The sequence below is a fragment of the Acidovorax sp. SUPP2825 genome (assembly GCF_030158995.1).
GTDB lineage: Bacteria > Pseudomonadota > Gammaproteobacteria > Burkholderiales > Burkholderiaceae_C > Paracidovorax.
On sequence record NZ_BQXK01000004.1, the window covers coordinates 257,583 to 277,248 of the forward strand.

Annotated in this window: 15 protein-coding genes and 2 pseudogenes; 6 read left to right on the top strand and 11 right to left on the bottom strand. The window is 70.0% G+C overall.

The genetic code is table 11. The features are described 5' to 3' along the window. Positions 1-113 precede the first annotated feature (113 nt). The gene (xdhA, locus tag AVAK2825_RS07690) at positions 114-1,661 is read left to right on the top strand and encodes a xanthine dehydrogenase small subunit (RefSeq protein WP_284396195.1); all 1,548 of its coding nucleotides are present in this window, start codon (positions 114-116) and stop codon (positions 1,659-1,661) included. Next, positions 1,658-4,102, top strand: coding sequence for a xanthine dehydrogenase molybdopterin binding subunit (gene xdhB, locus AVAK2825_RS07695; RefSeq protein WP_284396197.1), 2,445 nt, complete (start codon positions 1,658-1,660; stop codon positions 4,100-4,102). The genes xdhA and xdhB overlap by 4 nt, the downstream gene beginning before the upstream one ends. On the opposite strand, the gene AVAK2825_RS07700 is transcribed toward xdhB, so the two are convergent. The 4 genes from AVAK2825_RS07700 to AVAK2825_RS07715 form a co-directional block, all read right to left on the bottom strand. Further along, the gene (locus AVAK2825_RS07700; RefSeq protein ID WP_284396198.1) at positions 4,090-6,228 is read right to left on the bottom strand and encodes a TonB-dependent receptor; all 2,139 of its coding nucleotides are present in this window, start codon (positions 6,226-6,228) and stop codon (positions 4,090-4,092) included. The genes xdhB and AVAK2825_RS07700 overlap by 13 nt on opposite strands. Positions 6,229-6,340: 112 nt before the next feature. Further along, positions 6,341-6,655, bottom strand: coding sequence for a DUF2946 family protein (locus AVAK2825_RS07705; protein ID WP_284396311.1), 315 nt, complete (start codon positions 6,653-6,655; stop codon positions 6,341-6,343). A gap of 177 nt (positions 6,656-6,832) precedes the next feature. Further along, positions 6,833-8,938, bottom strand: coding sequence for a sensor domain-containing diguanylate cyclase (locus AVAK2825_RS07710; protein ID WP_284396200.1), 2,106 nt, complete (start codon positions 8,936-8,938; stop codon positions 6,833-6,835). 251 nt (positions 8,939-9,189) lie between these two features. Continuing rightward, positions 9,190-9,813: a Crp/Fnr family transcriptional regulator gene (locus tag AVAK2825_RS07715; protein ID WP_284396205.1), complete on the bottom strand. Its 624-nt coding sequence runs from the start codon at positions 9,811-9,813 to the stop codon at positions 9,190-9,192. A gap of 202 nt (positions 9,814-10,015) precedes the next feature. On the opposite strand from AVAK2825_RS07715, the gene AVAK2825_RS07720 reads away from it, so the two are divergent. After that, positions 10,016-11,044: a porin gene (locus AVAK2825_RS07720; protein ID WP_272567786.1), complete on the top strand. Its 1,029-nt coding sequence runs from the start codon at positions 10,016-10,018 to the stop codon at positions 11,042-11,044. Positions 11,045-11,132: 88 nt separating this feature from the next. On the opposite strand, the pseudogene AVAK2825_RS07725 reads toward AVAK2825_RS07720, so the two are convergent. The 4 genes and pseudogenes from AVAK2825_RS07725 to AVAK2825_RS07740 form a co-directional block, all read right to left on the bottom strand. Beyond that, positions 11,133-11,321 (bottom strand): annotated as a pseudogene (locus AVAK2825_RS07725) (aminotransferase class V-fold PLP-dependent enzyme); the annotation flags it as partial. 117 nt (positions 11,322-11,438) lie between these two features. Next, entirely contained in the window at positions 11,439-11,846 is a 408-nt protein-coding gene (locus tag AVAK2825_RS07730) for a hypothetical protein (protein ID WP_284396209.1), read from the bottom strand. Beyond that, a complete protein-coding gene (locus tag AVAK2825_RS07735) occupies positions 11,846-12,262 on the bottom strand; it encodes a hypothetical protein (protein WP_284396212.1) in 417 nt (138 codons plus the stop codon). The genes AVAK2825_RS07730 and AVAK2825_RS07735 overlap by 1 nt, the downstream gene beginning before the upstream one ends. Next, positions 12,262-13,149, bottom strand: coding sequence for a DUF6402 family protein (locus tag AVAK2825_RS07740; protein WP_284396215.1), 888 nt, complete (start codon positions 13,147-13,149; stop codon positions 12,262-12,264). Before AVAK2825_RS07740 ends, AVAK2825_RS07735 begins: the two co-directional genes overlap by 1 nt. A gap of 315 nt (positions 13,150-13,464) precedes the next feature. Here AVAK2825_RS07740 and AVAK2825_RS07745 point away from each other — a divergent pair, with 315 nt between their 5' ends. Both AVAK2825_RS07745 and AVAK2825_RS07750 read left to right on the top strand, forming a co-directional pair. Continuing rightward, positions 13,465-14,115, top strand: a complete 651-nt coding sequence (locus AVAK2825_RS07745; protein WP_284396217.1) for a response regulator — start codon at positions 13,465-13,467, stop codon at positions 14,113-14,115. A gap of 94 nt (positions 14,116-14,209) precedes the next feature. Continuing rightward, a pseudogene (locus AVAK2825_RS07750) lies at positions 14,210-16,162 on the top strand (EAL domain-containing protein). A gap of 15 nt (positions 16,163-16,177) precedes the next feature. Here the strand turns inward: AVAK2825_RS07750 and AVAK2825_RS07755 are convergent. Together AVAK2825_RS07755 and xdhC are read right to left on the bottom strand one after the other, a co-directional pair. After that, on the bottom strand, positions 16,178-17,428 hold the full coding sequence (locus tag AVAK2825_RS07755) for a urate hydroxylase PuuD (protein WP_284396219.1): 1,251 nt from the start codon (positions 17,426-17,428) through the stop codon (positions 16,178-16,180). 222 nt (positions 17,429-17,650) lie between these two features. Then, a complete protein-coding gene (gene xdhC, locus AVAK2825_RS07760; RefSeq protein ID WP_284396220.1) occupies positions 17,651-18,493 on the bottom strand; it encodes a xanthine dehydrogenase accessory protein XdhC in 843 nt (280 codons plus the stop codon). A gap of 144 nt (positions 18,494-18,637) precedes the next feature. Here xdhC and AVAK2825_RS07765 point away from each other — a divergent pair, with 144 nt between their 5' ends. Next, positions 18,638-19,126 carry a hypothetical protein gene (locus AVAK2825_RS07765; RefSeq protein ID WP_272569618.1) on the top strand — a complete coding sequence of 163 codons (489 nt, stop codon included), beginning with the start codon at positions 18,638-18,640 and terminating at the stop codon, positions 19,124-19,126. Between the two features lie 37 nt (positions 19,127-19,163). Here AVAK2825_RS07765 and uraH read toward each other — a convergent pair whose 3' ends face one another. Then, entirely contained in the window at positions 19,164-19,514 is a 351-nt protein-coding gene (gene uraH, locus AVAK2825_RS07770) for a hydroxyisourate hydrolase (RefSeq protein WP_284396223.1), read from the bottom strand. Between the last annotated feature and the right edge of the window lie 152 nt (positions 19,515-19,666).

Genomic DNA, 19,666 nt, shown 5'->3' on the forward strand with positions numbered 1-19,666 from the left:
GCGCATGGCCGTTATACGCTCGCCCATATGCGCCGCCACCCCCGGGCCCACTACCCTGTACCGACATGGCGCGCACACTGGCCCCAACGACCGAACCCTGCCCTGCACAACGCATGACCACCACCCGCCCGCTGCGATTCATCCGCCGGGGCCAGCCCGTGACGCTGGCCCATGTTCCTCCCGACCGCACCCTGCTGGAGGTGCTGCGCGAAGACCTGGGCCACACCGGCACCAAGGAAGGATGCGGCGAGGGCGACTGCGGCGCCTGCACCGTGGTGCTGGGCGAGGCCGTGGACGGCCGCGTGCGCTACCGGGCCGTGAACAGCTGCATCCGCCTGGCCCACTCCATCGACGGCATGGCGCTGTGGACGGTGGAAGACCTGGACCAGGACCCGCTGCTCCAGCCCGCGCCGCCCGCCACCCCGCCCTCCAGCGGCGCCCCCTCCAGCGCGCCGGGCCTGCACCCCGCCCAGGAAGCCATGGTGCAGTGCCACGGCTCGCAGTGCGGCTTCTGCACGCCGGGCTTCGTGATGAGCCTGTTCGGCATGTACCAGAATCACGTGTGCCAGGGCCGCGCGGTCACGCGCGAGCAGGCCGTGCACGACCTGTCGGGCAACCTGTGCCGCTGCACCGGCTACCGCCCCATCCTGGACGCGGCCGAGCGGATGGCCGCCCTGCCCCGCATGCAGGTGGACGAAGCGCAACTGCTGCCGCAGCTGGCATCGCTGTCCCGGCCGGAGCCGGCCGCCAACGGCGCCTACCTGGCCCCGGTCACGCTGGCCGAACTGCTGGCCGCGCGCGCCGCGCACCCCACCGCCCAGGTGGTGGCCGGCGCCACCGACGTGGGCCTGTGGATCACCAAGCAGCACCGCCAGTTCGCGCAGATGCTCGACGTCACGCGGGCGCAGGAGCTGCGCCGCATGGGCACGCAGGGCGGGCGGCTGTCCATCGGCGCGGCCGTGCCGCTGGCCGACGCGTTCGATGCGCTGCAGGCCCACTGGCCCATGCTGCACCGCTTCGCCGCGCGCTTCGCCGGGCTGCCCGTGCGCAACTCCGGCACGCTGGGCGGCAACGTGGCCAACGGCTCGCCGATCGGCGACTCCATGCCCCTGCTGATCGCGCTGGGCGCCAGCGTGGTGCTGGCCAGCCTGCGCGGCGAACGCACGCTGGCGCTGGAAGACCTGTACACCGGCTACCGCCAGAACGTGATGGCGCCGGATGAGCTGCTCGTGCGCATCGAGGTGCCGCTGCCCGCGCCGGGCGAATCGCTGGCGGCCTACAAGGTGTCCAAGCGCTTGGACGACGACATCTCCGCCGTGTGCCTGGTGCTGAACCTCGACATCGCCGACGGCCGGGTGCGGCGCGCCCGCATCGGCGCGGGCGGGGTCGCCGCCACGCCCGCGCGGGCCCGGCAGACCGAGGCCGCACTTGCCGGCCAGCCCTGGACCGTGGAGACGGTGGAGCGCGCCGCGGCCGCCCTGCAGGCCGAGTTCCAGCCCATCTCCGACATGCGGGCGAGCGGCGAATACCGCCGTGCCGTGCTCGCGGGGCTGCTCCGCCGCTTCTGGCTGGAGCGCCAGGGGCCGCAGGCCGTTCCCCTGCCCGTTCCCCTGCCCATTCCCGTCTTGCTGGAGCAACTGCGCCCGGAGGCCCTCGCATGAAACGGCACGACGACGCCCCCTTGAGCCGCGACGCCGAAGACGACCCCGTGGCCATCGCCGCCAACGCGGCCGGGGCCGCCGGCCCGCAAACGCCCCAGGCCCGCCCGCCCGAGGGCGCCCCCGCGCCGGCCCGCGCCATGGGCCGATCGCATCCCCACGAAAGCGCGCGCGCCCAGGTGGCGGGCAGCGCCCATTACATCGACGACCTGCCCGAGGTGAAGGGCACGCTGTATGCCGCGCCCATCCTCTCGCCCGTGGCGCACGGGCGCCTGAACGGGGTGGACACCCGCGCGGCGCTGGCCCTGCCCGGCGTGCTCGGCGTGGTGCTCAGCGCCGACGTGCCGGGCGACAAGCTGCTGGCCGCCTTCGCGCACGACGAGCCCGTGTTCGCCATCGACACCGTGCAGCACGTGGGCCAGGTGATCGGTCTGGTGGTGGCCGACTCGGTCATGCAGGCCCGCCGCGCCGCGCGCGCCGTGGTGCCGGACATCACCCCCCTGCCCGCGGTGCTGACCGTGCACGAGGCGCTGGCCGCCGAAAGCTACGTGCTGCCGCCCGTCTTCGTGCGCCGCGGCGACGCCGACGCGGGCCTGGGCCGCGCGGCGCACCGGTTGCAGGGCCGCTTCGAGGTCGGCGGGCAGGAGCATTTCTACCTGGAGGGCCAGATCGCCTACGCGCTGCCGCTGGAGCAGCGGCAGTGGTGGATCCACTCCAGCACCCAGCACCCGGGCGAGGTGCAGCACTGGGTGGCACACGCCCTGGGGCTGGAGAACCACGCGGTGCGCGTGGAATGCCGGCGCCTGGGCGGGGGCTTCGGTGGCAAGGAAACGCAGGCCGGCCACCTGGCCGTGTGGGCGGCAGTGGCGGCCCATAAGTTCGGCCGCCCGGTCAAGCTGCGGTTGGACCGGGACGAGGACTTCATGGTGACGGGCAAGCGCCACCCGTTCGCCTACGAATACGACGTGGGCTTCGACGGCACGGGCCGCATCACGGGCCTGCGGCTGCGCATGGCGGCCAACTGCGGCTTCTCGGCCGACCTGTCGGGCCCCGTGGCCGACCGCGCCGTATTCCACAGCGACAACGCGTACTTCCTGGAAAACGTCGAGATCGCCTCGTACCGCTGCAAGACAAACACGCAGAGCCACACGGCCTTTCGCGGCTTCGGCGGGCCGCAGGGCGTGATCGCCATCGAGGCCATCCTGGGAGACATCGCACGGGCCCTGGGGTGCGATGGGCTCGCGGTGCGCATGCGCAACCTGTACGGCACCACCGACCGCAACGTCACCCACTACCAGATGCCGGTGGAGGACAACATCCTTCACGATCTGCTACCAAAATTAGAGCAATCCAGCCAATATAAACGCCGGCATGAGGCCATTTTGGCCTGGAATGCCGCGAGCCCCGTGCTCAAACGCGGGCTGGCGATCACGCCGGTGAAGTTCGGCATCAGCTTCACCGCCACGCTGTTCAACCAGGCCGGCGCGCTGGTGCACGTGTACACCGACGGCAGCGTGCAGGTGAACCACGGCGGCACCGAGATGGGCCAGGGCCTGCACACCAAGGTGGCGCAGATCGTGGCCGACGAACTGGGCGTGCCGCTGGCGCGCGTGCTGGTGACCGCCAGCGACACCAGCAAGGTGCCCAACGCCAGTGCCACGGCCGCATCGAGCGGCACCGACCTGAACGGCCGCGCCGCCCAGTTCGCCGCGCGCCACGTGCGCGACAACCTCGCCGCCTTCGTGTGCGGCCTGGATCACTGCGGCGCCGGCGAGGTGCAATTCGCCGGCGGGCAGGTCATCACGCCCCACGCGGTGCGCGACTGGGGCGACGTGGTGAAGGAGGCCTATGCCAACCGCATCCAGCTGTGGAGCGACGGCTTTTACCGCACGCCCAAGATCCACTACGACAAGGCCACGCTCACCGGCCGGCCGTTCTACTACTTCGCCTACGGCGCGGCCTGCACCGAGGTGGCCATCGACACGCTCACCGGCGAGAGCCGCGTGCTGGCCGTGGACATCCTGCACGACGTGGGCCGCAGCATCAACCCGGCCATCGACATCGGCCAGATCGAGGGCGGCTTCGTGCAGGGCATGGGCTGGCTCACGACCGAGCAGCTGGTGTGGAACGACCAGGGCCGGCTCACCACCCACGCCCCCAGCACCTACAAGATCCCGGCCACGGGCGACATTCCCGAGCGCTTCACCGTGGCGCTGTGGCACGAGGCCAACCGGGAAGACAACGTGGGCGGCAGCAAGGCCGTGGGCGAGCCGCCGTTCATGCTGGCCATCAGCGTGTACGAGGCCCTGCGCAACGCGATTGCCGCAGCGCGCCCGGCTGAGGCGGCCCGGCAGCCGGTCACGCTGACCGCGCCCGCCACGGCCGAGAACGTGCTTCGGGCACTGGGCGGGATGGACCGGGCGGCGGACGCTCAGAAGCGGTAGGTGGCCGAGACGAACGCGTTGCGCCCCTGCCCCGGCGTGATCCAGCGGCTCACGTGCAGGTGGCTCGACACGAAGTAGTGCTGGTCGAACAGGTTGCGCACCGTCGCCTGGACCTCGACGCTCTGGCCGTGGGCCAGCGTCGTCGTCCAGGTCTGGCTCAGGTCGACGCGCGCGTAGCCCGGCAGCACCGTGGTGTTGGCCTCGTCGGCGAAGCGCCGGCTTTGCAGGTACAGGCCCGCGCCCGTCTTCCACTGCGCATTCCAGGCGTACTGCGCCCACAGCGTGGCCGCATGCCGGGCCACGTTGGGGACGGACATGCCGCCGTACACGGGGTTCTGCAGGTACTTCGCATGGGTGAAGGCATAGGTGGCGGCCACGGCCACCCGGTCCGTCACCTGGCCGGACAGCGACGCCTCGATGCCCTGCGACCGCGCGCTGCCGGCCGTGGTGAAGTCGAAGTTGTTCAGCGGCGTGCTCAGGTCGGACGCGATCATGTTCTTCTGATCGAGGCGGTACACCGCCAGGTCGCTGACCACCGCGCCGCCGCGCCACAGCGATTTCCAGCCGGCTTCGACCTGCGCCGAACGGCGCGAGGGCAGGGACTGGTTCGACGATGAAGCCACCTGGTTGGGCGAGGTGCCGGTGGACACGTTGGCATACAGCGTATCGGTCTCCGACAGCCGGCGCAGCACCGCCAGCTTCGGGTTCCAGCGCGACTCCTCCACGGGCAGCACGCCGGCCGTGCCGTACAGGAAGCGCTGGCGCGTGAAGCGCAGGCCCGCCACCACCGACCACGCGCCGAAGTCGATCTGGTCCTGAGCGGACGCCGACACGGATTCGAGATCCTGCGTCGTCAGGCTCTGCGCCAACACCGCACCGGCCGGGGGCGCGGTCACCCGGCCATACACCGGGTCGAACACGTTGATGGCCGGGCTGGTCGAGGCCGGCACCGACAGCGCGGGCTGGTTCAGCACCTCCTTGTAGTAGTCCGCCCCGAAGTACAACTGGTGCGTCACCGCGCCGGTGCCCTGCGTGCTGGAAAGCGCGGTCGAGAACGAGTCGATGCGGCGCTCGGTGCCCGGCTCCCAGGCCGAGACCCGCGCATAGGTGCCGGCGGGCTGGCCCGCCAGCGGCGAGCCGTTCAGCAGGTTCTTGATGGAGGTCGAATGCGCCTCCAGGTGCGTGAAATCGGCCGACCACCGCGTGTGGGCCGACAGGGCGACATCGCCGTGCAGGTCGTAGATGCGGTTGTTGGTGGTCGAGTCGCCGAACGGCTCGCCGAGCTGCCGGTCCCGTGGCACGGCGACCGGCCGCCCGCCCAGGGCGGGAAGTCCATAGTCCGGCTGGTAGGTCTGGTTGGTGGCCTCCACGTTGGCGCGCAGGTGGTAGCGGTTGCCATCGCTTTGGGCCAGGCCCAGCTTGATGCCGTCGAGGCGGTCTTCCACATGCCGCCATTGGCTGGCCTGGGACCGCGTGGCCGTCACGCGGGCGGCCAGTTCGTTCTCCGCCGACAGCACGCGGTTCAGGTCGATGGATGCCTCCAGCGCGCCGTGCGCGCCCGCGCCGAGCGAGGCGCTGCCGAAGTTCGCCAACTGCGGCTGGCGCGTCACGAGGTTGACGGTGCCGCCCGGTTCGCTGCGCACGCCGAGGGCCGCGCCGGGTCCCCGCAGCACGTCCACGCTTTCCACGAACGCCGGGGTATAGGGGTAGTTGGACAGCCGCACGCCGTCGCGCAGCACGCGGTTGGAGCCGGTGCCGCTGTCGGTCACCGCGCCGCGCAGGATGAAGAACTGCGTGTGCGACCCGTTGAAGCCCGAGTCGGCCTGCGCGCCGGGCACGTTGCGCAGCGCGTCCTGCAAGGTGGTGCCGCCCTGCTGGCGGACCAGCTCGGCGGGCACGGTGGTGACGGAAAACGGCGTGTCCAGCGACGATCCCGCCGTGCCGGTGGCGAGGCGGGAACTGCGCTGCGCCGCCGGTGTGGCCGGCGCCGTGACGGTGACGGCAGGCAGTGCCGGGCTGCGTTCGGCCGCCGGGTCTGCAGGGGTGGGCGTCTGGGCGGTGGCGGCCAGGGCCAGCCAGGCCAGGGCCATCCCCAGCGCGACGGGTCGTGCAATGGTTGGGTGCATAAAAAAATGGCTCTCTGTGGCGCCCCATCGGGCGCCGCTGATCGGTGCGAAAAACATCGCATCGCGTGGCCTGCCGTGGTGGCCGGCCAGCGCTGCGAAATCGGAAGGCGGATCAGGAGAGCGGCGGCGGCCCACGGGCCGGAAGCGGCGCCGCGGTGGCCGCGGCGATGCGCGCGGCCGCAATGGATTGCACCGCGCGCGACAGCGGCAGCACGACCGGCAGAGCGACCGCCGGCGGCTGCGCCGGGGGCGCGGCCAGCAGGCACAGCGGGCAGTCCCAGTGCGCCAGGCCCGCGGGCTGCACGCCGTCATCGGCATGCACGACGGCCTTCACCGTTCCGACGCCGGTGCAGACCCACTCGACCCCCTGGGGATGCACGATGGGCGAGGCCACCGCCACGCCCAGCGACAGCACGAACCACGCCATGACCCAGCGCACGCTGGCTTGCCAACGCGCCAGCCCGCCGTGGACAGCAAGGGGGTTGCGCAGCGGGCGATGGGGTTGGGGCACGGGGCGATTATCGGCAAACCGACGAGGCAAGGGCGATGCATCCAGCGATGGGGCGGCGGCAGGGCGCGATGGCCGCCGCGGCACATCCCGCCTTCACGCCGCGCGCACCTGCGCGCGACCACCCCGCACCGAGCGCACCTCGACCCGGTCGCGGCCCGCGCGCTTGGCCTCATAGCACGCCATGTCGGCCGCATGGAGCACCGCGGTCACGTCGTACACGCCGCTGTCCAGCGGCACGAGGCCGATGCTCACGCCCAGCGTGTAGCTGCGGCCCTGGTACGAGGGCTCCCACGCACGGACGGCGGCGCACAGCTGCTCGGCGATGGCCAGCCCGCGCCCCAGCGGGCAGCCGGGCAGCACCACGGCGAACTCGTCGCCACCCAGCCGAGCCGCCCAGCCCACCGACCGCACCTGGGTCTCGATGAGGCGGCCCACGTGGCGCAGCACGTCGTCGCCCGCGTCGTGCCCGGCGATGGCGTTGACCACGGTGAAATGGTCCAGGTCCAGGAACAGCACCACGCCCTCGCCCACCTCCCCGCCCGGGTGCGCCTGCACCGTGTCGGGGCGGGCCGCGCGGTCGGCCAGCAGCGCATGCAGGCGCTGGCTGAACGCGTCGCGGTTGGCCAGCTGCGTGAGGGCGTCGAGCCCGCCCGCCCAGTTCTCGCGGCGGCGGGCCTCGCGCGCAGCGGTGAGGTCCTCCAGCATCCAGACGGTGCCCGCATCGCCCAGGGCGTCCCGCACCGAGCGACCCAGCACGCGGGCCCACACCGCGCTGCCGTCCTGGCGCAGGAAGCACACGTCGCCATCGAAGGTGCCGTGCGCCGAGAACTCCGCCCGCACGCGCCGCTTGAGGTGCTCGTACTCGGCATCGCTCACGTAGAGCGCGCGGGCCAGCCGCCCCTGCAGCTGCGCCGGCTCGTAGCCCAGCATGCGGCCGGCCTGCAGGCTCACGACCTGCAGGTTCTCGCCGCGCGTGATGATGATGCCGGTGGGTGCGTGGTCCAGGATGGACTGCAACTGCCCCCGCAGCAGCCCCATCTGCGACTGCGTGCTGGCGCGCTCGTCGAGCAGGCCGCGGCAGGCTGCCACCAGCCCGTCCACCTCGCCGGCGCCCTGCGGCCAGGGCATGTCTTCACGGGCGCCGGGCGCGCGGGCGCCCAGGTGCGCGGCGCGGTGGCACAGCCGGGCGAGGGGCTGCGCCAGCCAGGCCATGCAGGCCACGGCCAGCAATGCGGCCGCGCCGATGAGGGCGGCCGCCAGCCAGGCGGCCCGGCGCTGCGCGCCCTCCAGTGGCGCGAGCAGGGCCTGGGCATCGTTCACGCGCGCCACCGTCCACTGGGTCATGGGCATGCCGGCCAGACTGACCACATGGCCCGGCAGCCGCTCAGTGAAGCCGCGCCCCATGACCGGCTGATCCTTGTCGCCCGACCGCGCGAACACCTGCGACAGGCCGGCCTCGTCGCGCACGCTGCCCATCACCCGCGCGGGGTCGGGGTGCGACAGGATGGTGCCGTCGCGCGTGAAGACGATGAGCCGGGATTCCTTGCGCGCCGGCAGCGACATCGAGGGCGGCAGCAGCCCCTGCGACTGCAGGCGCAGCACGCCCGAGACGGCGCCCACCACCGTGCCCTCGTCCCGGTGCAGCGGTATCGTGAACATCACGCGCGCCTCGCTCGGCCGCCCGCCGATCAGGCCCGACACCAGCGGCTTGCCTTCCAGCATGGTGCGGCGCAGGCTGTCGCGCTCGGCCGGATCGAGGCTGGAGCCGCTGTCCAGGCGGCCGTATTGCAGGTTGATGGCCACGGTGCCGTCCTGCCGCACCACCTGCATGGCATCGAAGAAGCGCACCGCCGGCAGGCCCTGCTGCAGCAGCCACCCGAGGGACGACGGCGAGTCGAGCATGACGGGCTGGATGCCCTCGGCCACGGTGCTGAGCACCTTCTGGCTCTGCTCGATCTTGCTGGCCAGCAGCCGCGCGACCACTTCGACCTCGTCGGTCTGCTGGCTCACCAGGCGGCGCATGGCCTCCTCGCCGGCCGCGCGCGAAACGGTCCAGGCGGCCATCGCCCCGGCGAACACCACCGCCAGCACGGCCACCAGCATCAGGCGCTGCACCAGGCGGCCGGGCAGCAGCCAGCCGGGCGTGTCGCCCGCCGCGTCCTGCTCCGCCTCGAGCGCCTCGTGCGAGGGCGGCGTCATCGGCGCTCCGTGGACGAAGCACCTCTGGCAAAGGGGCGGCGAAAGGCGCAGGGCATGCTGTCAGGCGGAATGTGCAATGGGGTGCGAACGAATATACGCAGCCCCCTGCGGGCGCGGGTTGGGTGGAACCCTCGGTCGGTCCGGGGGAAACCCTGAGCCCTTTCGCACCGCCGTGCCATGGCCGCGCTGCCCGATCGGCCGCGCGTTGCAGCCACCCCACCCCGCTCCTTGCCAGGGCGGCCGAACGCGCTTCAGCCGACCCCGGCCACCACCTGCAGCGCGCCGGGCCGTGGCAGATTGAGCACATTGCCCGTGCCCGAAATGAGCCCGTGGTCGCGCAGGTGGCGCAGCACGCGCGACAGGGTTTCCGGCGCGATGCCCAGTTGCGCGGCGATGAGCCGCTTGCGCTGGTGCAGCGTCACGCGCATCGTGCCCGCATCGTCTTGCTGGGCGTGCCGCAGCAGCCACTGGGCGCAACGCGCCTCGGCGTCCTGCGCGAGCCGGCTCACGGCCAGCTCGGTCTGCTGGCAGTAGCCCCGCGCCATGTCGTACACCAGCGCCCGGGCGGGCGACGGCAGCGATTCGAAGCCGGACCGGAAGGCCTCCAGCGGCATGCGGCGCAGCAGCACGCGCGTGTCCGCCACCATGTCCACCATGCACGCCTGGCCGAGCAGCGCGGGAGCGGCATCGAGCCAGCACGGCCCCTCCACCGCACCCAACTGGTGCCGAAGCAGCCCATCCTCGCGCACCCCGAGCAGCACACGGCCGCTGTCCAGGTACAGCACGCTGGCCGGACGCTGGTGGCGCTCGCGCAGCACTTCGCCTGCAGGGGCCTCGGTCTTGGTCGGCGCGGGGGTGGAAGAAGAGGGAAACATAGAGCCGCCACTGTGACCGCAGCACCGCCGCGCGGTGTTGAGCAAAGTCAAATGCGGTGCGCTCAGGCCGCAGCCGCCGCGCCCGGATGCCACGAGCGCCGCATGCCCCCACAGGCCGAATGGTGAAGGCACGGTCCTTGCTTGGAGCCCTTTGCAAATTGACACGTTTTTCCTTCCCCCCCTTCCCTTTCGCAGGAGTCGTATGAAAAAGAATTGGATCGCGCTGGGTGCAGCGCTGCTTTGTTCCGCCGGGGCGCAGGCCCAAAGCTCCGTGCAGCTCACCGGCTTGGCCGACGTGTTCGCTGGGTCCATCAAGATGGCCGGCGATGCGGGCCGCAAGTCGGTCGTGGACAGCGGCGGCCTCACGACCTCGTGGTTCGGCTTCAAGGGCACGGAAGATCTCGGCGGCGGACTGAAGGCCAACTTCCAGCTGACCTCGTTCATCAAGGTGGACAACGGCTCGCAGGGGCGCTTCGCCAACGACACGTTCTTCTCGCGCGATGCCAACGTCAGCCTGTCGGGCGACTTCGGCTCGGTGATGCTGGGCCGCTGGATGGCGCCCAACTTCCTGCCCTCGGTGGTGGGCAATCCGTTCGGCGATTCGTTCACCTTCTCGCCGCTGATCCTGCACATGAACGTGCCGCTGTTCAACGGCACCGGCTGGGGCGCGACCACGCCGTCCGACACGGGCTGGAGCAACCAGATCGTCTACAGCACGCCGAAATTCGGCGGCTTCTCGGCCAACATCCAGTACCAGTTCGGCGAGCAGCCGGGCGACAACGGCAAGAAGAACTTCGGCGCGAACTTCTTCTACTTCGGCGGCCCCGTGACGCTGACGGGCTTCTACGAGCGCGACCAGATCAGCAACCCTGCCGTTCCCAATGCCTACCTGGGCACGAAGAAGACCGACTGGATGCTGCTGGGCGCCTACGACTTCGGCCTGGTCAAGCCCTTCGTGAGCTACGGCGAGGCCAAGGCCGACAACACCACCAACAAGGCCAAGACGGTGCAGCTGGGCGCCTCGGTGCCGGTCGGCCCGGCCGGCAAGGTGCTGGTGGAGTGGGTCAAGACCGAGATGACGCAGACCGACATCGACCGCAAAACCTTCACGCTGGGCTACGACCACTTCCTGTCCAAGCGCACCGACGTGTACGCCATGCTCATGAACGACCGCATCACGGCGCAGACGAAGGGCAACAGCTTCGGCGTGGGCATCCGCCACCGCTTCTGATCGCCGCACGGCGCGCAGGGCGCCCCAAAACCAAAAGCGCGGGAGTCGCCTCCCGCGCTTTTTTTATGGATGCGGCCGCGCTGCCGGATCAGATCTTGCGCGACAGGTCCCACATGGCATCGACCAGCAGGTCGATGTCGCGCGCGTCGTGCCACAGGTGGGTGGAGACGCGCACGCCGTAGTGGTTGGCGGGCGCTCCGATGACGGGGAAATCGGCGTTGCGGATCACGAAGCCCTGCGGGTATTCGCTCAGCATGCGCGCCACGAAGGCGGCGGCATCAGGACATTTTCCAGTCGTGATGAATGATGCGCCGCACGATGGATGCTTTGTGAAGCTCAAGGAGATAGACGCTCCGAGGGCTGTTTGTTTTCACAAGCTGCCTCGACTGCCACTTCACGAGCGCCCCTCGCAACTGAGCAGCGGCGAAGGCGGCGTGCATTCCGATGGAAGTTTTTCAAAAACCACATCGCGGCCCACGTGCACCCTGTTCACGGGGCCGGGCGTGTCCACGTCCCAGACGATGGCGTCGTTGTGCCACAGATCGACCACGGGGCTCTCGCCGAGCAGCGCCCTGGACTCGAATCGGTGCAGGCGCACCACGGCCGGCTTTTTCATCTCGGGGTGTGTGATCCGCTGCCACCAGGAGGCGTGGTAGATGTCCACTCGGTACACATACCGGGGGCTGTTGTAGCGGTTGTAGAGCGTTGGAGTGGAAACGTACCAAGCCAGGAACAGTGCGGCGTGCAATGCCAGCCACCAGGCGATGCACGGGATTTTCTTCAACAAGGAAAGCATCTTCATCACTTGCCGAAATTCTTCTGGCACTCGGGCAGATGCAAATCCTGCTCGGCGCATTCCAGCGGAACGTTCTTGAACTCCACATCCATGCCCACGCTCACTATTTGCAGGTCCTTGGGGGGGTCCACGAACCACATGATCTGGCTATTGCCGCCATTCATATCGACCATCTGGCTTTCGCCTAGCATGGCCCTAGGGTCCACTTGGTACAAGCGCACCATGGCGGGCATCCTGAAATCGTAATGAACGATGCGCTGAAGAAGGGATGGGTCATAAAACTCCAGGCGATACGCCATGCGGGGGCTGTTGTAGCTGGAGCGGAAAGTGGGGGTGGACACATACCAGCCAGCCAACAGCAACAGGTCCAGCGCCAAGCACCAGGCAATGCACGGAACCTTCTTGAAATCGGGCAATTTCATTACCACTCCAGCGATATAGAAAAAGGCAGGCGGATCCGATGCACGTCGGACAGGACAATGAAGTCCCCGCCCCGTCCGTACATGCCGCGCCATCGGCGAAAGTCCTGATTCTGAACCCAGTAGGCATGGCCCCGTGCTTGGGCCTCTTCCTCATTCGCCCACTGTTCAGAAATCGACACGCGTCCCCCCAGGTCGATGCGGCTGACGCCCCCATACCCCCAGAAGCCCAAGGGCTGCGAGAGGAAGGGATGGTCGCCATCGTTGAAATCGTAGGAGTCTCGCAAGTAAAAGCCCAGTTCATCGATCCGGATGACCGTCTTTCCAGCGCCGTTGGAGGTGACGACCCCGGACACCGCCACTTTGAGTATCGCCTCCCCCATCGCACCGTAGAAGTCGTCCAGCGGATCGCTCAAACGCCCTACGCTCAAGATATTCACTTGGCAGCTTTTATCCACGGCCTTGGCCGGCTGACCCAGCGAGCCGAACCGCCAAGACGACTGAGGGCGCCCCCTGCCCTGCTGCACCACCAGTTTCCTCAGTTGTGCCAAACCGGCCGGGCTGGCCCACTGCGCCTGCAACGTCGCCATAGCTGTCCGCACCCGTGCGAAACCCAGAGCCCAGGCCATGGAGACGGTGCTCTCATCCAGTTGCACCGAATTCAACGTGGCGGTTTGATAGGGAGGATCACCCCGCTTCATCTCATAGGGCATCTCAAAAGCCGCCCCGCGAAACCACCGCTCCATCAGCGCCGCCGCCACCGGCCACCCCATGCGCGAACGCATCACGCCGGGAATGTCGTCGAGCTGAAACAGCCGCACCTTCGGCGGCAGCTTTTTCTGCAGTTGCGCGCGCAACTGCTCCTGGTCCACCTTGACCACGTCTTTCATGCATCCTCCCTTTTCCCGGCATCGCTTGTTTTTGGAACTGCGGATTCTAGGAAGAAAGGTGGCGCAAAACCCTGGGCTCATCATCTTTATAGTTACGCAGCGTAACTATAAAAACCCCAGAAGCGAGCGACACTATGGGAGGCCACGCCACGACGGCAAGCGCGGAACGATGGACCTGAGCTACACCTGCGCCGCCGGAACAAGTGCAGCCAGTTGCACGATGGATCTCGGCGGCACGCGCGTGCTGGCCGTGCTGCCGCTGCAGGGCGACAACGACGCGCCCTACCCCGGGTTCGAACCGTCGCAGGTGCCCGCATGAGCGGCGGCGCCCCCATCCGCGTGCTGCTGGTGGACGACCACCCGCTGGTGCGCGACGGCGTGCGCATGCGGCTGGAGGCCACGGGCCACATCCGCGTCGCGGGCGAGGCGGGCGGCGTGCAGGAGGCCGTGGACCTGGCCGCCGCCCTGCTGCCCGACATCGTGGTGACCGACATCCGCATGCCGGATGCGAGCGGCATCCACCTGGCCACGGTGTTCCGCGACCGCTTTCCGCAGGTGCGCGTGCTGGTGCTGTCCATGCACCACGATGGCGAATACGTGCGCCGTGCGGCCGCGCTGGGCGTGCGGGGCTACGTGCTCAAGGACGCGCCGGCGCGCCAGCTGGTGGAGGCGATCGAGGCGGTGCACGCCGGCGGGCGATACTTCACCGAAGGCGTGCAGGCCCTGCTGTACGAGGCGCCTCCCGTTCCAGCGCCGTCGGGCCGCGCGCTCACCCCGCGCGAGGCCGCCGTGCTGGAGCTGCTGGCCGAGGGCCGATCCAACAAGGACATCGCCCAGCGCATGGGCACCTCGGTGCGCACGGTCGAGACCCATCGCCTGCACCTGCGCCGCAAGCTGCGCATCGAGGGCCAGGCGGCGCTCGTCAAATACGCGGTGGACTACGCCGACCTGCGCAGCGACCCCTGAGCGGCGTGGGCGATCCCTGGCGGCATGGCACCTGTCATTTCGCTGTCACGGCGCACGGCTATGGTCCGCGGTGAAATTGTGTAAGGTTGTAACCATGATCGATGCATCTCCCCGGGGCCGGCGCGATGCCTTGCTGGCGGCGTTGTCGCCCGGGGTGCGCAACGGCCATGGGCCGCTGGCGCAGCTCATGCGCGGCGACGGCCTGCACTGTGTCTTCCAGCCCCTGGCCGATCTGCGCGAGGGCGGCATCTACGCGCACGAGGCGCTGATCCGCGGCCCGGAGGGCACGCCCCTGCACACGCCCGATGCGCTGTTGCGCTGCGCGAGCGAAGAAGGCCTGCTGCAGGACTTCGAACTGCTGTGCGTGTTCATCGCGCTGCAGCAGTGGGGCGTGCTGGGCGCGGCCGGCCGCCTGTTCGTGAACATCAGCGCCGATGCGCTGGTGCGCGGCGTGGCGCTGTGCGGTGGCGCCTCGCTGGCCGAGGCCGCGCAGGCGATGGGCGTATCAGCCCGCATGGTGGTGCTGGAGATCACCGAGCACGAGCGTGTGACCGACATGGAGCCGCTGCGCCACGCGCTGAAGGAAGTGCACGCCAGCGGCGCCCGGCTGGCACTGGACGACTTCGGCGACGGCCGGTCCAGCCTGCGGCTGTGGTCCGAAGCCAAGCCCGACTTCGTCAAGATCGACAAATACTTCGTGCGCGACCTGGGCGCGCACCCCGAGAACCTGCAGATGCTGCAGGCCATCAAGGGCATCGCCGACGTGTTCGGCACCACGCTCATCGCCGAGGGCATCGAGACGCAGGAGGACCTGCGCGCCCTGCGCGACCTCGACATCCCCTACGGCCAGGGCTACCTGCTGGGCCGCCCGGCCCCGCTGCCGCGCGACACCATCCTGCTGCCCGCGCTCGATGCGCTGCGCGACCGCCGCGTGGCCGTGCTGCCGCACCTGGGCCAGAACGTGCGGCCGGGCATCCTGCGCAACCTGCTCGTGGTGCAGGCGCCCACGGCCACGCCTGAGACCCGAAACGACACGGTGGCCGGGCTGTTCAAGGCCCATGCCGACCTGCACGCCATGGCGGTGGTGGACGGCACGCGGCCCGTGGCGCTCATCAACCGCCAGCAGTTCATGAACCACTACGCCACGCTGTACTTTCGCGAGGTGCACGGGCGCAAGCCCTGCATGGCGTTCGCGAACCACGCACCGCGCGTGGTGGAACTCGACTGCGACGTGGACCAGCTCGTGGGCATCCTCACCTCGCAGGACCAGCGCTACCTGAACGACGGCTTCATCGTCACCGACAACGGCCGCTACGTGGGCCTGGGCACGGGCGACTAACTGGTGCGCAGCGTGACCGAGGCGCGCATCGAGGCGGCGCGCCACGCCAACCCGCTCACCTTCCTGCCGGGGAACATCCCCATCAGCCTGCACATGCAGCGGCTGCTGGACAGCGGCACCGAGTTCGTCGCCTGCTATGCCGACCTGAACCACTTCAAGCCGTTCAACGACTATTACGGCTACTGGCGCGGCGACCAGATGATCCGCCTCGTGGCGCGCCTGGCCGTGGCCCACTGCGATGCGCAGCGCGACTTCGTGGGGCATGTGGGCGGCGACGACTTCATGCTGCTGTTCCAGAGCACGGACTGGCTGCACCGCTGCCAGCGGATCGTGGACGAGTTCGCGCAGGAGGCCCTGGCCCTGTTCGACGACGCCTCGCGCAAGGCCGGCGGCATCTGGGCCGAGGACCGGCACGGCGTGAAGCGCTTTTTCACCTGCACCACGCTGTCGATCGGCGCGGTGCGCATCACGCCCGGCACCATTGCGCATGCGGAAGAAGTGGCCAACCTCGCGGCCCTGGCCAAGCACGATGCCAAACTGGCCGCGAGCGGCCTGGCCTGGCGCGACGCGGCGGACGACTCGGAGGCGGACGGCCACGATCGCGGCCCAGCCCGCATCGGCGGTCTGGGCGCGGACCGCGCCATCGCCCCCCGGTCGGGCGCACCGCTGGGCGCACGCAAAGCCGCCGCCCGCGTCGCGACGGACTGAGCGCCCCCGGCCGCGTCAGGGCACCGGTGCGCCGCCTTCGAACCAGCGCCGCACCACGTCGCGCTCCTCGTCCGTCATGCCGGTGGCGTTGTTCATCGGCATGAGCTTTTGCACCACGGCCTGTTGGTAGATGGCCTGGGCGTGCTGCTTGACCGACGGGGCCGAATCGAGCCGCAGGTTCTTCATCTGCACCTGCTCGCCGTGGCACAGGAAACAGCGCTGCGCCAGCACGGGCTGCAGCTTTTCGTAGCCGATCGTGCCCGATGCCGGCGGATTGCTTGTTTCTTTAGCTATCAAATTTGTAGCATTTCCTGCAGCCACCGGGGTGGTGGCCGGTGGCACGGGCCGCATCCACACGATGGCGCCGACGATGGCCGCCACGCCCACCAGCGCGTAGGGCAGCGGGTTGCCGTTGCGTCCGAGCTTGTGGCCGTGGCGCATGACGAAGAACTGCCGGATGGCCGCGCCGGCAAACATCATCACGATCAGCACCAGCCAGTTCTGCGGGTGGCTCCAGGTGAAGCTGTAGTGGTTGGACAGCATGGCGAACAGCACCGGCAGCGTGAAGTACGTGTTGTGCACGCTGCGCTGCTTGCCGCGCTGGCCGTGGACCGGGTCCACGGGCTGGCCGGCCTGGATGGCGGCCACCATCTTCTTTTGCCCCGGAATGATCCAGAAGAACACGTTGGCGCTCATGGCCGTGGCGATCATCGCGCCCACCAGCAGGAAGGCCGCCCGGCCGGCGAACCAGTGGCAGGCCAGCCAGGAGGCCACGCACACCAGCCCGAACACGAGCGCGCCGACGATGGCGTCGCCGTTCCTGCGCCGCCCGAACAGGCGGCACACGGCGTCGTACAGCAGCCAGAAGACGACCAGGAAGCCCAGCGCCGCGCCGATGGCCGCGGGCGGCGCCCAGTCCATGCGCGATTTGTCGATGAGGTAGGTGCCGGCGCTCCACAGGTACGACACGGTGAACAGCGCGAAGCCGCTCAGCCAGGTGCTGTAGCTTTCCCAGTAGAACCAGTGCAGGTGCGCGGGCAGTTTCGGCGGCGAGACGGCGAACTTCACCGGATGGTAGAAGCCGCCGCCATGAACGGCCCAGAGCTCGCCGCTCACGCCCTGCTTTTTCAGGTCGTCGTCGACCGGCGGCGTGAGGCTGCTGTCCAGGAAGACGAAGTAGAACGACGAGCCCACCCAGGCGATCGCGGTGATGACGTGGACCCAGCGCAGCAGCAGGTTGGCCCAGTCGAGGAGATAGCTTTCCATGTGTCTCAGCCTCGGCGGCGCACGAAGGCGCCATGGGGGCGGCGCGCGGCGCACCACCCGGTCAACCTGCTCACCACTGCGGGCGCTCTGAGCAGAAGAAAAGGCCGCGCACCTGGGGGCTGACGACACGCGTCGGCTCCGGGCACCGCTGCGACCTGTGCCGCGAGTGTATGCAGGAATCGTTCCTGCCGAACGCCCGGCGCGGCACGGCGGCGTGCGGATTTACCCGGGCTGCGCGGGGTCCGGCGGCACCGGCAGGGCCAGCAGCTGCGCCGCCACCGACACGGCGATCACCTCGGGCTCCTTGCCCGCGATGCCGGGCAGCCCGATGGGGCAGGTGACCCACGCCAGTTCGTAGGGCGCGAAGCCGCGCGCGGCCAGCCGGTGCGAGAACGTCGCCCACTTCGTGCGGCTGCCGATGAGCCCGATGAAGGACAGGTCGCCCCGTTCGCGCCGGCGCAGCAGGCAGGCGGCCACCACGTCCAGGTCCTCGGCGTGGCTGAAGCTCATGACCAGCACGCGCGAGCCCGGCGCCAGCGACGGCACGGCGGCGTGCACCGGATCGGAGTGCTCGCACGCCACGCCTGGCGGCGCCTCGGCCGGGGCCACGGGGAATGCGGGGAACACGCTGTCGCGGCTGTCGATCCAGGTCAGGGCGAACGGCAGGGCCGAGAGCACGCGGACCAGCGCATGCCCCACATGGCCCGCGCCGAACAGCGCCACGGGCGTGCGCCGGGGCGCCAGCCGCTGCGCCAGCGCGGCACGCTCGCCCGGTCCCACCACGGTGAACCGCAGGAACACCACGCCGCCGCAGCACTGCCCCAGGCTGGGTCCGAGCGCGAACCGCAGCACGGCGGCCCCCCCCTCGCCCGCCAGCCGGCGGCGCGCCTGCGCGATGGCATCGAACTCCAGCCGCCCGCCGCCGATGGTGCCGGCCAGGCCATCGGCCAGCACGGCCATCCACGCACCGCTTTCGCGCGGCACCGAGCCTTGGGTAGACTCCACCTCCACCATGCAGGCCGGGCCGTGCGCCAAGCCCTCCAGCAAACGATGCAACGCCGCCATCACCATCCGAGTCCTCCGGTACGCCCCGCGCAACGGCAGCACGGGCACCGCACAGCATAGCCACAGCGAGACCTGCCCATGCCCACCCCTTCTCCTGAACGGCCCCACAGCCGGCCGCGCGGCCGGTGGCTGGCGGCCAGCGTCATGGCCGCCCTGGCATCCCTCATCGCGGCCTGCCGGTCGTCGGGACCGGAACCGGCCCCCCCGCCCGCCAAGGCCGCGTCGGACACCAGCAGCCCGCTGGAGAAGGAGGTGGTGGGCCCGGTGCCTGCCGAGCAAGGCTCCGCGCGCCCCTCGGCCGCCGAAACGCCCCGCGCCTACCGGCAGGACGCCGCCACCCACCTGTACGGCCTGAACGCCCACCGCATCTACAAGGGCAAGCTGCCGCCCTTGCTGTACGCCATCGGCACGCTGCAGGTGGACATCGACCGCGCCGGCCGCGTGACCCGGCTGAACTGGATGCGCGCGCCGCGCCACGCGCCCGAGGTCATCGCCGAGATCGAGCGCACGGTGCGCGCCGCCGCGCCCTACCCCGTGCCTTCGCGGATGGGCAAGGTCACCTACACCGACACCTGGCTGTGGCACAAGTCCGGGCGCTTCCAGCTCGACACGCTGACCGAGGGCCAGCTCTGAGCCGGGCCTGCGCCCCGGGCCGCCCGGCGGCCCGCGTTCAGGAGCCGCGGTAGGTGGAGTAGCTCCACGGGCTGACCAGCAGCGGCACGTGGTAGTGCTGGTCCGCGTGGGCCACGCCGAAATCGAGGCTCACCTGGTTCAGGAAGTTCGGCTCGGGCAGTTGCACCCCCCGGCTGCGGAAATAGCCCGCCACGTCGAACGTGAGGCGGTAGGTGCCCGCGCGCAGGCTGGCGTTGTCGAACAGCGGCGCATCGGTGCGGCCATCGGCGTTGAGCACCAGCCGCTGCAGCAGCGTGGCGGCCTCGCCATGGGTGGCATACAGGGCCACGGCCATGCCCGCCGCGGGGCATCCGTGCATGGTGTCGAGAACGTGGGTGCTGAGGCCCATGGGCCATCTCCTTGGGGTGGATTGAAGGGATCGGAAACCGCCCCCGCCGGCAGCGCGGCGAGCGGACGACCCGCCGAGTATGCATGGCCGCCATGGCCCGCACGGCGCGCCTGCCTCATACCCCAGGCAGTTTGTCCGAATATCTTTCGGAC